Origin of the sequence: Actinomadura rugatobispora (assembly GCF_042656285.1) — a bacterium.
Taxonomy (GTDB): domain Bacteria; phylum Actinomycetota; class Actinomycetes; order Streptosporangiales; family Streptosporangiaceae; genus Spirillospora; species Spirillospora rugatobispora.
The window spans coordinates 1-13533 of the sequence record NZ_JBHSON010000008.1 but is presented as its reverse complement, the minus strand read 5'-3'; the positions used below and the strand labels follow the sequence as shown (position 1 = coordinate 13533).

The following is a 13533-nucleotide window of genomic DNA, read 5'->3' as shown; positions in this document are numbered from 1 at the left end:
AGGAGCGACCACCCCATGACCAGCCCGGCCCCAGCCCAAGCCCCCGGACCGCTGCCCGACCTGGACCGCACCCCGCTCGTCCAGCGGTTGGCACGCTGGGCCCGGCAGTACCCCGACGACCGCGCCTACACCTACGTCGACTACAGCGGCGACGTCGAAGGCGTCCACGTCGACATCACCTGGGCCGAACTTGACGCCCGCTCCCGCGCCGTCGCCGCCGCCCTCCGCCGCACCACCCACGCCGGGCGGCGCGCCGCCATCCTCGCCCCGCAGAACCTCGACTACGTCATCGCCTTCCTCGGCGCCATGTACGCCCGCGTCATCGCCGTGCCGCTGTTCTCCCCGGACCTGCCCGGCCACGCCGACCGCCTCACCGCCGTCTACGGCGACGCCGAACCCGAGTGCGTCCTCACCACCACCGAGGCCCTCCCGCACGTGGAGGCCTTCTTCGACGGCACCACCCTGCCCCGCCCCAAAGCCGTCCTCAACGTCGACGAGGTCGACCGCTCCCTCAGCTTCGAACCCGAGCCCATCGCCCCCGACGACCTGGCCTACCTGCAGTACGTGGCTGGAACTGCTCAGCGAGCAGAGCCACGCCTTCACCTGCGCCCCCAACTTCGCCTACGAGTACCTGGCCACCAAGGTCGAGGACGAGGAGAAGGCCGCCCTCGACCTCAGCGGCGTCCAGGTCTTCATGAACGGCGCCGAGACCATCCGCGAAGGCACCCTCACCCGCTTCCTGGACGCCTACCGCGACCACGGACTGCGCCCCGAGGTCCAGGTGCCCGCCTACGGGCTGGCCGAGGCGACGGTGTACGTGTCCTCTTCCTCCCGCTACCGCCCGCCCACCGTCAGGGCCTTCGACCGCGACGCCCTCAACCGCGGCGTCCTGCGGCCCTGCGACCGCGACGGCGAACGCGCCTCGGTCATGGCCGGCTGCGGCACCCCTACGGCCAGTACGTCGCCATCGCCGACCCCGCCACCGGCGAACGCCGGCCCGACGGGCGGGTCGGCGAGATCTGGGTGCACGGGCCCAACATCACCGCCGGCTACTGGGGCCGCCCCGAGGCCACCGCCGAGACCTTCCAGGCCGTCCTGGCCGGCGACCGCGGCGGCCTGCCCGAACGCCCCTGGCTGCGCACCGGCGACCTGGGCGTCTGGTACGAGGGCGAGCTGTACGTCACCGGGCGCATCAAGGACCTGGTCATCATCGACGGCCGCAACCACTACCCGCACGACATCGAGCACACCGCCTACAACGCCCACGAGGGCGTGCGCCGCGAATACGCCGCCGCGTTCGCCGTCGCCGGCCGCGACACCGAGAACCTGGTCGTGGTCGCCGAACGCAACCGCCGCGTCCCCGTCCGCCGCCTCGACCCCCGCGAGGTCACCGACGCCGTCCGCGCCGCCGTCAAGCACCACCACGACGTGCGCGTCCACGAACTGGTCCTCATCGAGCCGGGCGGGCTGCCCCGCACCAGCAGCGGCAAGGTCTCCCGCACCGCCTGCCGCAGGGCCTACCTGGACGGGACGCTCCCGCTCACCCGCACCGGCCCGCACCCCGCCGCCTGACCCGCCCCCGAACATCCACCGCCCGCCGCCGTCGGGGGGCCGCCGACGGGATCCTGTGATAGGGACGGACTAGAACGTGTTCTAGTCCGATGTTCCCTCCAGGACAAGGGGTCCCGATGAGCACCTCCACCCCCGGCGGCCCGCGGCGCTTCGGCGTCTTCCTCGCCCCCTTCCACCCCTGCGGCCAGAACCCCACCCTCGCCCTCGAACGCGACCTGGACCTGCTGGTCCACCTGGACCGGCTCGGCTTCGACGAGGCCTGGATCGGCGAGCACCACTCCGCCGGCCACGAGATCATCGCCTCGCCCGAGGTGTTCATCGCCGTCGCCGCCGAACGCACCCGCCACCTGCGGCTGGGCACCGGCGTCTCCTCCCTGCCCTACCACCAGCCGCTCATGCTGGCCGACCGCATGGTGCTGCTGTCCCACCTCACCCGCGGACGGGTGATGCTCGGCGTCGGCCCCGGCGCGCTGCCCTCCGACGCGTACATGATGGGCATCGAGGTCGCCCGCCAGCGCGACATGATGGAGGAGGCCCTGGAGGCGATCCTGGCGCTGCTGCGCGGCACCGAACCCGTCACCCGCAAGACCGACTGGTTCGAGCTGCGCGACGCCCGCCTCCAGCTGCGCCCCTACGGCGGCGACCTGGAGGTCGCGGTCGCCGCGATGGTCTCACCCTCGGGCCCGCGCGCCGCCGGCCGCCACGGCTGCGGCCTGCTGTCGCTGGGCGCCACCCAGACCGCCGGGTTCGACGCCCTCGGCTACCACTGGGGCGTGATGCGGGAACGCGCCGCCAAGTACGGCAACACCGCCGAACGCCGCGACTGGCGCCTGGTCGGCCCCATGCACCTGGCCGAGACCCGCGAGCAGGCCGCCCGCGACGTGGCCTTCGGCCTGGCCGACTGGGTCGCCTACTTCCAGAAGGTCGCCGCGCTGCCCATCGCCCCCGACGCCGACGACCCCGCCGCGCTGGTGGAGGCCGTCAACGCCACCGGGATGGGCGTGATCGGCACCCCCGACGACGCGATCGCGCAGATCCGCCGCCTGGCCGAGCAGTCCGGCGGGTTCGGCACCTACCTGCTCATGGCCCACGACTGGGCCGACACCGAACGCACCCGCCACTCCTACGAGCTGTTCGCCCGCTACGTCGCCCCGCTCTTCCAGGGCTCGGCCGACCCCCTGGCCGCCAGCCGCGACTGGGCCGCCGCCAACCGCGAGACCTTCATCGGCGCCACCACCCAGGCGATCATGTCCAAGGTCCAGGAGCAGGAGGAGGAGCGCCGCCGCGACGCCCGGACCGCCCCCGGGGAGGGCGCCGGACAGGCCACCGACGCCTGACACCGCGCCGGCCGGGCGAGGTGTGTGCTGGCTCACAGGATCCGCCGCGCCATTGACCGTAACCGGGCACTTATCCAAGCTATGGGTGCGTAGGGACGACGGAAGGTGACGCGGCGGTGACCAGCCAGCGGACGAACACGACCACGGACGACCTCGACCTGAGCGACCTGCGGTTCTGGAGCCGCCCCCTGGACGAGCGCGCCGACGCCTTCGCCCGGCTGCGCGCCGAGGGCGCCCCCCGCTTCTACCCCGACCCGCCGGTGCCGTTCGCCAAGCGCGGCCCCGGCTACTGGGCCCTGGTCCGGCACGCCGACGTGCTGGAGGCCAGCCGCAGCCCGCAGATCTTCAGCAGCGAGCCCAACGCCACCAGCGTCATCGACGCCCCCGGCTGGCTGCAGCGCTACGTCGACTCGATGATCAACATGGACGACCCGCGGCACGCCAAGATCCGCCGCATCGTCTCGCGCGCGTTCAGCCCCAAGATGCTGGCCCGGACCGAGGACGACGTGCAGGCCCGCGCCACCCGGATCGTGGACGAGCTGATCGCCTCCGGCCCCGGCGACTTCGTGGCCGAGGTCGCCGTCCGGCTGCCCGTCGAGATCATCTGCGACATGCTCGGCATCCCCGACGAGCTCTACCCGCGGGTGCTGCGGCTGACCAACATCGTGCTGGGCAACTCCGACCCCGAGTACACCGGCATCACCCCCGACATGGGCCGCCTGCGCACCGGGCTGGGCCTGGCCAAGGTCGCCCTGGCCAGCCGCGAGCTGCACCGCCTGGCCGCACGACTGGGCCGCGAACGCGTCGGCGCCCCCACCGGCGACCTCACCTCCGCCCTGGTCAACGCGAACGTCGACGGCGAGAAGCTCAGCGCGCAGGAGTTCGGCACCTTCTTCCTGCTGCTGGTGGTGGCCGGGAACGAGACCACCCGCACCGCCATCGCGCACGGCCTCAAGCTGTTCACCGACAACCCCCGCCAGCGCGAACTGCTCCTGGAGGACTTCGACGGCCGCGTCGGCGGCGCCGTCGAGGAGATCGTCCGGCTCTCCACCCCCGTCATCTGCTTCCGCCGCAACCTCACCCGCGACCACGAGATGAACGGCCACACCTTCCGCCAGGGCGACAAGGTGATGCTGTTCTACAACTCCGCCAACCGCGACGAGAGCGTGTTCAAGGACCCCGACGCCTTCGACATCACCCGCTCGCCCAACCCCCACGTCGGGTTCGGCGGGCCCGGCCCCCACTTCTGCCTGGGCGCCAACCTCGCCCGCCGCGAGATCACCGTGATGTTCCGGGAACTGTTCACCCGGCTGCCCGACCTGCGCGCCGACGGCGAGCCCGACCGGCTGCTGTCCAGCTTCATCAACGGCTACAAGCGGCTGCCCTGCACCTTCACCGCCCCCTGACGTCCCGCCCGGACACCCGGCGGCGCCCCCTCAACGCCCCCCGGACCGCCGCCCGCCCGCCGCCCCGGGCGGACGGCGCGCCGGGACCAGCGGCCCGGGACGGCAAGGCCCGCAACGCCGCGGCGCGGAACGGCACCGCGCCCCGCTCACAGGCCGCCCAGCAGCGCCGCCAGCTCGGCGGGCCGCGACAGCATCGGCCAGTGCCCGGTGGGCAGCTCGTGGAAGGTCCACTCCGGGCCCGCCAGCATCGCGAACACCGGAGCGCCGCCGTCGACCATCTGCCGCACCGCCGCCAGCGGGACGGTGCAGGCAATCATCGTCTTGGGCGTGGCCGGAACCCTCTCCGGCCGCACCAGCGGCCACGTCGCCGCGCCCAGCGGCTCGGGCGTCGCCCGCTCGCGCAACCGCGCCAACATCGCCTCGTCCAGCCCCGCCAGCGCCTCCGGCTCGGCGGCCGGGTCGAACGGCGGCGGCGGGATCCGCCACCCCTCGCCCTCCTCGGCCACCCGCTTCTCCACCTCCGTGCGCTCGCCCGGATCGTTGAAGTCGATCTGCGCCATGCCCGAGGGCAGCGGCCCCGAGTCCACGTACACCACCCGGGCCAGCCGCCCGGGGATCCGGTCGGCCGCGCCCGTCACCGGCATGTTCGCGCCGCTGTGCCCGACCAGGACCACCTCCCGCAGGTCCTCGCCCTCGATCAGCCCGACGATGTCGTCGACGTGGGTCCGCACGTCCACCTCCGGCGAGGCCTCACCCGCCCGCTCGGCCAGGCCCGTCAGCGTCACCGCGTACACCCGGTGGCCCGCCTCCCGCAGCGCCGCGGCCACCTCGTCCCACGCCCAGCCGCCGAGCCAGAAACCGGGGACCAGCACGAACGTCGTCATCACGCACTCCCTCTCTCACCTGCGATGACAACACCGTAGAATCAATACCGGACAGAAACCGCCCGGATTAAGAGCGTGACCCGTGTCACATCCCACCACCCGCATCCTGACCATGCTCGAACTGCTCCAGGCCAACCAGCGGATGGGCGGCGCCGAACTGGCCCGCCGCCTGGAGGTCGACGAGCGCACCGTCCGCCGCTACGCCGCCCGCCTGGAGGACCTCGGCGTCCCCGTCGTCGCCGAACGCGGCCGCCACGGCGGCTACCGCCTCATGCCCGGCTACAAGCTGCCGCCGCTCATGCTCACCGACGACGAGGCCACCGCCGTCGTCCTGGGCCTGCTGGCCGGACGGCGCCTGGGCCTGCCCGCCCGCGCCACCGAAAGCGCCCTGGCCAAGGTCCGGCGCGTGCTGCCCGCCGCCCTGGCCGGACGCGTCCAGGCCCTGGAGGAGACCCTCGGCTTCACCCTCGCCGCACGCGACGGCACCGCCCCCGCCACCGCCGCCCTCCTCACCCTCGCCGAGGCCGCCCGCGCCCGGCGGCGCGTGCGGATCGGCTACCGCTCCTGGCGCGAGTCCACCAGCGAACGCGACCTGGACCCCTACGGCCTGGTCTTCCACTCCGGCCGCTGGTACGTCACCGGCCACGACCACGCCAGCGGCCAGGTCCGCACCTTCCGCGTCGACCGCGTACGGTCCGCCGAACTCGGCCGCGACACCTACCGGATGCCCGAGGACATCGACCCCGTCCAGCACGTGACCCGCTCGCTGGCCGCCGTCCCCTACACCCACGAGGTCGAGGTGTGGGTGGAGGCCACCCTCGCCCAGGCCCGGCGCGCCCTGCCCGCCTCGGCCGCCACGCTGCGCGAGAGCGAGGGCGGCGTGCTGGTGACCGCGCGCGCCGACAGCCTGCGCGGCATGGCGCAGATGCTCGCCGGGCTCGGCCGCCCCTTCACCGTCCACCGCCCCGACGAACTGCGCGAGGCCGTCCGCGACCTGGCCGACTCCCTGCGCGCCAGCGCCGACCGCTGAGACCGGGCAGGGAAGGGAACGGGGGAGAGGGATGGAACTGGCGATCCTGATCGGCCTGCAGGCCTCGGGGAAGACCACCTTCTACCGGCGGCACCTGTCGGACACGCACGTCCACGTCAGCAAGGACCTGTTCGGCCGCTCCTCGCGCCGCAAGCAGGCCCGCCAGCTGCGCCAGATCGCCGAGGCGCTGGAGGCGGGCCGGAACGTGGCCGTCGACAACACCAACCCCTCGCCCGAGGAGTGGCGCCCCCTCATCGAGACCGGCCGCCGCCACGGCGCCCGGATCACCGGCTACTGGTTCCCGCCGGACGTGCCCGCCGCCGTCGCGCGCAACGCCGCCCGCCCGCGCGAAAACCGCGTGCCCGACGTCGGCATCTATGCCACCCTCAAGCGACTGCGCGAGCCGCGGCACGCCGACGGGTTCGACGCGCTGCGCTCCGTGCGGCTCGACGGAACGGGGGGCTTCGACGTCACGGCCGTCGACCGCGCCCCCGCCAGAGAGGAAGGGACCGGACGTGCGGCTGAGGGACCTTGAGTCGCGGATGCGCGAGCGGGAGTGGTTCCACTCCCAGACGCTCCTGCCGGGCGCGTGGGCGATCGTGCGCGTGGACGGCCGCGGCTTCTCCCGCTACACCGAGCGGCGCTTCGACAAGCCCTTCGACCGGCGCTTCTCGGAACTGATGGCCACCGCCGCGCAGGCCCTGCTCACCGAGCTGTCCGGCCGCTACGCCTACACCGAGAGCGACGAGATCTCCGTCGTCCTGGACCCCTCCTTCGACCTGTTCGGCCGCGAGGTGGAGAAGCTGGTCTCGCTGTCGGCCGGGATCGCCTCGGCCGCCTTCACCCACGCCGCCGGCGAGCCCGCCGTCTTCGACGCCCGCGTCTGGATGGGCGCCGGCACGGCCGACGTCGTCGACTACCTGTCCTGGCGCCAGGCCGACGCCGCCCGCTGCGCGCTCAACGGCTGGTGCTACTGGACGCTGCGGCACGAGGGCAGCACCGCCCGGCAGGCCACGCGCCGCCTCGAACGCACCGGCGTCGCCGCCAAGAACGAACTGCTCTACGCGCGCGGCGTCAACTTCAACGAACTGCCCGCCTGGCAGCGCCGCGGCGTCGGCCTGTGGTGGGAGACCTACGAGAAGACCGGCCACGACCCCAAGCGCGGAGTCGACGTCACCACCACTCGCCGCCGCGTCCGCGTCGAACGCGAACTGCCCATGAAGGACGAGTACCGCTCCCTCGTCCACGACCTCGTCACCGACCCCACCTGACCGCCCGCACCGAGGTCTCAGACGCCGTCCGCGCTGCACCTGATCGGCGACATGCCCAGCCCGCCGATGGAGGTCGCGGCTGTGACTTGCGGTGCCCGGCCCGTCATCAACGGGGTCGCGCTCCCGGTGGCCTGGAGCCAGCCGGCGCGGGCCGTCCACCAAGGCAAGGCGCTCACCCCCATGAGGGAGGCGGGCGGTCGAGGAACGGCTCGGACGCCTGCGGGCGTCCGGGCCGCGGTCACAGCGGCGGGCGCGGCGCGGGCGCCACCGCCTCCAGGGCGGCGGCCACCCGCAGCAGCAGCGCCTCGCCGCCGTGCGCGGCCACGGCCTGCAGCCCCACCGGCAGCCCGGCGGCGCTCAGGCCCGCCGGGACGCTGACGGCCGGATGCCCGCTGACGTTGAACGCCCACGTCAGGTCCACCGTCATCGCCTCGCCCGGGCCCTGGTGACCGTGCGGAGGCGTCGGCGTGGCCGGCGTCAGCAGCACCTCCGCCTCCCCGAACAGTGCCGCCAGCCCCTCGTCGTTGGCTTCCCGGACGCTCCGCGCGTCGGGATCCGCCTCGCCCGCCCGCAGCGACCGCCACACCGGCTCGGGGTTCAGCAGCCGCACATCCCGCGGCCGCAGTGTGATCGCCCCTGCCTCCTCCAGCCGCCCCACCGCGGCACGGGCGATCGCCGCCTGCTCCGCGTCCACCCCGGCGAATCCCAGCGACGCCGACCAGACGGCGCGCACCGGACGCCCGCCGCCGGGAACCCCGAAATCCTCGTCGAGCATCACCGACAGGTGCAGCGCCGCGTCCCGCACGGTGCCGGTCACCGCGCCCAGGGCCGCCAGGCCCGCGCGGTCCGCGGCGGGCAGCCGCCGGTTGGTGGGCTTGAGCCCGACCACCCCGCACCACGCCGCCGGGATCCGCAGCGAGCCGGCACCGTCGCTGCCCGTGGCCAGCGGCACGATTCCCGCCGCCACCGCGGCGGCCGAGCCCGCCGACGACCCGCCGGGCGTGCGGTCGGACCGCCAGGGGTTGACCGTCGGGCCGCGGTCGGTATGACCCCAGGTCTGCCAGTCGGTGTGCCCGAGCGGCACGGACGTCGACCCCAGCACGACGCAGCCCGCCCGCTCGAGCCGCCCCGTCTGCGCGGCCTGCGAACGCGCCCAGGCCTTCACACCGATCGGCACCCCGGCCAGCGGCGGCCGCGCGCCGCGCGCCACCGAACGGTCGACCGCCCGCGCCGACTCCAGGGCCCGCTCCGGCCACGTCCGGGTGAAGGCGCGCAGCCGCGCGTCGACCGCCTCCAGCCGTGCCAGAGCGGCGGTCACCAGCTCCACGGCCGACACCTCGCGCCGCAGCACGAGCGCCGCCATGGCGGTTGCGTCCAGGCGCGCGGGCCCGGGAGCCACGGCCGACGCGCGCGGCTCAGGCCGCGTCGCCATGGCGATCAGCCCGCCAGGACGGCTGCGCGGGGCAGGACCGCCAAGGGGGTACTCATCCACATCAGCCTAGCCTCGGGGCCGCCTGCGCCGGCACGATGTCGCGGCCGAGGCCATCGTCCCCGACCCGGTCAGCGCGCCGGTCAGGCGGTGGACAGCCACCGCACCTGGTGCCCCTCGGTCGGGTCCGGGGTCTCCCAGCGCCGCACCAGACGGTCGATCACCGCGTCCGGGACGGGGGAGGGACGCGCCCGGTTGCGCCGCGCGATCACCTCCGGCGGGGCCTCCAGCGCCACCAGCTCCACCCGGCCCCGGTAGTCGGCGACCAGCCCGGTGCACTGCTCGCGCAGCATCCTGGAGACGTTGGTGGCGTTCCACACGAACGAGCGTCCCGCCCGCAGATGTTCGCGCGCCCGCTCGTGCGCGGCCGCCGCCACCGGACGCTGGTCGCCCGACGGCGCCACCCCCAGCTCCTCGCGGATCCCGTCCAGGCTCACCACCGGCAGATCCGGCCGGTGCTCGGCGATCCAGTGGTCCTTGCCCACCCCCGGCAGGCCCGACAGCACCGTGACCGTCAGCCGCGTGTCGTCATGGGCGGCATAGTCCGGATCACGTCCCGGCCTGCGGAAATACCAGAACCTTGCGTGGTCGGAGGGGAACCGGCGCGGCGCGTCCAGGCAGTCCATCTCGGCGCAGTACTCCCCGTACAGCGCCACGTTCTCCAGCAGCTCCGCGGCGTCGCCGCAGACCCGCCCCAAGATGTCGGCGCCCGCCAGCATCACCAGGTCGTCGTTGCGCGCCAGCAGGCTCACCCGGAACGCGATCCGCTCCAGGTCGGGACGCTCCAGCGCCCAGAACGGCACCTGGTGGTGGCGCACCAGCGCGGCCACGTGCTCGCGCCAGGCGACCGGCGCGCCCAGCTCCCACAGGATCCGCCGCACCATCAGATCGCCGCGGCGGGAATGGCCGTGCGCGGTGATCCGGCCGTCGTCCTCCACCTTCGTGCAGTACGGCTTGGCGATGTCGTGCATCAGCACGGTCGTGAACAGCCGCACCCGCTCATCGGCCGGACGCTCCCGCCAGCGCCGCATCCCGGCCAGCGCCTCGCACGCCATCCGCGTGTGCACCTCGGCGTCGCCCTCGGCATGGTGCACCGCGTCCTGCGGCACGCCCGCCAGCGCCCGCACCCACGCGAACGCCTCGCGGATCTCCGGCCACGGCACCCGCCAGTGCGGCGGCGCCGGGCACAGCTCCTCAAACACCCGCATACAGCACCTCCGGGTCGGCCAGGCCGTTGGCGACGATCGGCCGGTCCAGCCAATGCGTGCCCGAGTCGAGGATCGCGTTCAGGAAACTCGGCCGCACCCACTTGAGCCGGTCCACCGTCAGCCCGCCCTCCTCGACCTTGATGTAGAGGCCCTCCATCTCCTCGGCACGGTCGGTCTCGGCGGCCACCCGATCGGGATCGGCGCCGCCCCCGGCCGCCGCCTCGCGCAGCGCCTCACGCCAGCGCGCGGTACGGCACGTGGACGGCCCCGCCAGTGCGGTGAGCGCCCCCAGGCCGTCCAATTCCCCCTCGTACAGGACCGGGACCGGTACCACCGGCGCCCCCTCCAGCAGGTCGCGGCGCCGCCGGGTGGACAGGAACGTCCCCTCCCGCCGGTCGAGCACGTCGAACTCGCAGAAGTAGTGGGGGAGGGCGTCGTAGAACATCGTGTGCTTGGCGTACAGCCACTCGCCGTACATCACGTAGCGGTCGCCCAACCGCGGCCACAGCACGTGCTGGACGGCCGCCGCCCACGCCTTGAGCGGCGCGAAATGCCGCTCGCGGGGCCCGCCGGTGAGGAAGTGGCCGCGGCTCTGCAGCCGCAGTTCCCCGGCCGAGGTGAAGCTGATGCCGCAGTTGGCGCCGTCCAGCTTCTCCTCCACCACCAGGTACCGCCCGGCGATCTCCCGGAAGGGAACCGCGGACAGGTCGTGGTCGCCGGCCTGCAGCCGGGAACCCTCGACATGCCGGGTCCGGGGGTACTTGCGCAACATGCCGACCGTTGTAACGGTCCGCGTCCGGAGGCGGCAACCGAATATCGTCTGGGCGTGACCACTTCGGAAACCGACGCACCCAAAGCCAGAGCCGCGATCCTGGACGAGCCGGCCGAGCACGGTTTCCGCGTCGCCGCCCGCTCGGGCGCACACAAGACGACCGTCCACCGGCGCCGGGGCGGCCCCGACGGGCTCGACACCGACGCCCTGGAACTGGCCGCCGCTGCGGGCGTCTTCGTCCTGCGATGACCGGCCGCAAGGACAGGGGCCGCAGGGCGCTCCGCCCCGTCGACCTGGCCCGCACGGCCGGCGTCTCCACCCAGCAGATCCGCAACTACCTCGACGAGGGGATCCTGCCCCCGGCCCCGCGCACCCCCTCCGGATACCGCACGTTCGACGAGCGGCACCGGCACGCCCTGATCACCTTCCGCGCCCTGGAGCGGGGCTACGGCCGGACGGCCTCGGCAGAGATCATGCGGGCCGCGCACGCCGGCGACGCGCCGCAGGCCCTGGCCCTGGTGGACGCGGCCCACGCCGCCCTGCACGAGCAGCGGCTCGCCCTCCGGTCGATGGGCGAGGCGCTGGAGGCGGTCGCCCGGCAGGACCCCGGCCCGCCCGGTCCCGCGCGCTCGGACCTGCGCATCGGCGAGGTCGCGGCCCGGCTGGGCGTGCGCACCTCGGCGCTGCGGGTGTGGGAGTCGGCCGGGCTGCTGACCCCCAGGCGGGAGCCGGTCACCGGCTACCGGGTCTTCGGCCCGGCCGAGATCCGCGACGCGCAGATGATCCACCTGCTGCGCCAGGGCCGCTACCCGCTGGAGCGGATCGGCGCCGTGCTGGACGGCCTGCGCCGCACCGGCGGCAGCGAGGCCCTGCGCGCCGCCATCGCCGAGCGCCGGGAGGCGATCACCCACCGCGCCACCCAGATGCTCGACGGCTCCGGCCACCTGTACCGCTACCTCGCCGGCGCCCCCGACCGCCCTTGACTAGAAAAGTTGTCGGCGAGGAGGATGGCGTCATGATCGAGGTAGCGGTGATCGAGGACCCGGCCGCCGCCGAGGCGACGCTGGACCCGGTCCGGGCCCGGCTGCTGGCCGAGCTGTCGGCCGGGCCCGCCTCGGCCGCCATGCTCGCCGGCCGGGTCGGCCTGGCCCGCCAGAAGGTGAACTACCACCTCAAGACGCTGGAACGGCACGGACTGGTCGAACTGGTCGAGGAGCGCCGCAAGGGCAACGTCAACGAGCGGATGATGCGCGCCACCGCCGCATCCTTCGTGATCTCGCCCACCGCGCTGGGCGCCGTGCAGCCCGACCCCGGCCGCTCGCCCGACCGGCTGTCGGCCCGCTGGCTGCTCGCCCTGGCCGCCCGGCTCGTCCGCGACGTCGGCGCGCTCATCACCGGCGCCGACCGCGCCGGCAAGCCCCTGGCCACCTTCGCCATCGAGGGCGAGGTGCGGTTCGCCTCCGCCGCCGACCGCGCCGCCTTCGCCGAGGAACTGGCCTCCTCCGTCACCGCCCTGGTCGCCAAGTACCACGACGAGACCGCCGAACGCGGCCGCCCCCACCGCGTGGTCGTCGCCGTCCACCCCAGCCTCCGCCCCCCGCCCGAACCGGAACCGCGACCGGCGCCCGAGCCCGCCGCCGGCGAGGAGCGCTGACTTGACGCACGAGTTCGAGGTGCGCGAGTCGATCGAGATCGACGCCACCCCCGAGCAGGTGTGGGAGGCCATCTCCACCGGCCCCGGCATCGACTCCTGGTTCATGGGCCGCAACGAGATCGAGGGCCGCGAGGGCGGACGGACCCGCATGACCATGGGCGGCCTCGCCCACCTCGGCACCGTCACCGCCTACGAGCCGGGACGGCGCTTCGGCTATGCCTCCGACCAGAACCCCGACGGCACGTTCATGGCCTTCGAGTACCTCATCGAGGGGCGCGAGGGCGGCAGCACCGTGCTGCGCCTGGTCCACAACGGCTTCCTGGGCGACGACTGGGAGGCCGAGTACGACGCCCTCAGCGTCGGCGACCGCATGTACCTGCGCAAACTCGCCGCCTACCTCGAGCACTTCCCGGGCCGCACCTCCACCTACAACCTGTTCGCCCCCGGGTCCCGGGTCACCGGCCCCGCACGGGCGTGGGCGGCGTTCAAGGACGCGTTCGGCCTGCGGGGCGAGATCAGCCCGGGCGACCCCGTCCGCGTCTCGATCGAGGGGCTGCCGCCGTCCGAGGGCGTCCTGGAATGGGCCGACCACGGCTTCATGGGCGCACGCACCGGCGCCGGCCTCTACATGCTCCTCCTCGGCCACCTCGGCCACGTCGTCGTCGAGTACCACGACTACACCGACGACGTGGACGGCGAACGGCTCGAGACCGCCTGGCAGGCGTGGCTGGAGGCCACGTTCGCCTGAACCCGCCCCAGACCTCGTCCGCCTTGGCCTCAGCGGACGTGGTCGGCCTTCGCCTCAGCGAACATGGTCGGCCTTCGCCTCAGCGAACATGGTCGGCCTTCGCCTCAGCGAACATGGTCGGCCTTCGCCTCAGCGAACATGGTCGGCCTTCGCCTCAGCGAA

General features: G+C 74.0%; 14 protein-coding genes. 10 read left to right on the top strand and 4 right to left on the bottom strand.

The genetic code is table 11. The features are described 5' to 3' along the window. The first annotated feature begins 15 nt into the window (after positions 1-15). From ACFPZN_RS07365 to ACFPZN_RS07355, 3 genes are all read left to right on the top strand, one after another. Positions 16-1572, top strand: coding sequence for an AMP-binding protein (locus ACFPZN_RS07365; protein ID WP_378281041.1), 1557 nt, complete (start codon positions 16-18; stop codon positions 1570-1572). Positions 1573-1688: 116 nt separating this feature from the next. Continuing rightward, positions 1689-2909 carry an LLM class flavin-dependent oxidoreductase gene (locus ACFPZN_RS07360; protein WP_378281040.1) on the top strand — a complete coding sequence of 407 codons (1221 nt, stop codon included), beginning with the start codon at positions 1689-1691 and terminating at the stop codon, positions 2907-2909. 116 nt (positions 2910-3025) lie between these two features. Then, positions 3026-4315 carry a cytochrome P450 gene (locus tag ACFPZN_RS07355; RefSeq protein WP_378281039.1) on the top strand — a complete coding sequence of 430 codons (1290 nt, stop codon included), beginning with the start codon at positions 3026-3028 and terminating at the stop codon, positions 4313-4315. 146 nt (positions 4316-4461) lie between these two features. Here ACFPZN_RS07355 and ACFPZN_RS07350 read toward each other — a convergent pair whose 3' ends face one another. After that, the gene (locus ACFPZN_RS07350; protein WP_378281038.1) at positions 4462-5199 is read right to left on the bottom strand and encodes an alpha/beta fold hydrolase; all 738 of its coding nucleotides are present in this window, start codon (positions 5197-5199) and stop codon (positions 4462-4464) included. A gap of 82 nt (positions 5200-5281) precedes the next feature. Here ACFPZN_RS07350 and ACFPZN_RS07345 point away from each other — a divergent pair, with 82 nt between their 5' ends. Genes ACFPZN_RS07345 through ACFPZN_RS07335 form a run of 3 tightly spaced genes read left to right on the top strand, consistent with a single transcriptional unit; the run spans position 5282 to position 7500 of the window. Continuing rightward, entirely contained in the window at positions 5282-6229 is a 948-nt protein-coding gene (locus ACFPZN_RS07345; protein WP_378281037.1) for a helix-turn-helix transcriptional regulator, read from the top strand. A 31-nt stretch (positions 6230-6260) separates the two neighbouring features. Further along, complete coding sequence (locus ACFPZN_RS07340) at positions 6261-6764, top strand: AAA family ATPase (RefSeq protein ID WP_378281036.1); 504 nt, start codon at positions 6261-6263, stop codon at positions 6762-6764. Continuing rightward, positions 6745-7500, top strand: coding sequence for a tRNA(His) guanylyltransferase Thg1 family protein (locus tag ACFPZN_RS07335; protein WP_378281035.1), 756 nt, complete (start codon positions 6745-6747; stop codon positions 7498-7500). The genes ACFPZN_RS07340 and ACFPZN_RS07335 overlap by 20 nt, the downstream gene beginning before the upstream one ends. A 238-nt stretch (positions 7501-7738) precedes the next feature. On the opposite strand, the gene ACFPZN_RS07330 is transcribed toward ACFPZN_RS07335, so the two are convergent. From ACFPZN_RS07330 to ACFPZN_RS07320, 3 genes are all read right to left on the bottom strand, one after another. Beyond that, positions 7739-8863, bottom strand: coding sequence for an amidase (locus ACFPZN_RS07330; RefSeq protein ID WP_378281034.1), 1125 nt, complete (start codon positions 8861-8863; stop codon positions 7739-7741). Between the two features lie 209 nt (positions 8864-9072). Continuing rightward, complete coding sequence (locus tag ACFPZN_RS07325; protein ID WP_378281033.1) at positions 9073-10197, bottom strand: AAA family ATPase; 1125 nt, start codon at positions 10195-10197, stop codon at positions 9073-9075. Next, positions 10184-10969, bottom strand: a complete 786-nt coding sequence (locus ACFPZN_RS07320; RefSeq protein WP_378281032.1) for an RNA ligase family protein — start codon at positions 10967-10969, stop codon at positions 10184-10186. The genes ACFPZN_RS07325 and ACFPZN_RS07320 overlap by 14 nt, the downstream gene beginning before the upstream one ends. A 54-nt stretch (positions 10970-11023) precedes the next feature. On the opposite strand from ACFPZN_RS07320, the gene ACFPZN_RS07315 reads away from it, so the two are divergent. Genes ACFPZN_RS07315 through ACFPZN_RS07300 form a run of 4 tightly spaced genes read left to right on the top strand, consistent with a single transcriptional unit; the run spans position 11024 to position 13371 of the window. Then, on the top strand, positions 11024-11218 hold the full coding sequence (locus ACFPZN_RS07315) for a hypothetical protein (protein ID WP_378281031.1): 195 nt from the start codon (positions 11024-11026) through the stop codon (positions 11216-11218). Next, complete coding sequence (locus ACFPZN_RS07310) at positions 11215-11952, top strand: MerR family transcriptional regulator (protein WP_378281030.1); 738 nt, start codon at positions 11215-11217, stop codon at positions 11950-11952. Before ACFPZN_RS07315 ends, ACFPZN_RS07310 begins: the two co-directional genes overlap by 4 nt. Before the next feature lie 32 nt (positions 11953-11984). Then, a complete protein-coding gene (locus ACFPZN_RS07305; protein WP_378281029.1) occupies positions 11985-12623 on the top strand; it encodes an ArsR/SmtB family transcription factor in 639 nt (212 codons plus the stop codon). 1 nt (position 12624) lies between these two features. Further along, entirely contained in the window at positions 12625-13371 is a 747-nt protein-coding gene (locus tag ACFPZN_RS07300) for an SRPBCC family protein (protein ID WP_378281028.1), read from the top strand. Positions 13372-13533 lie beyond the last annotated feature (162 nt).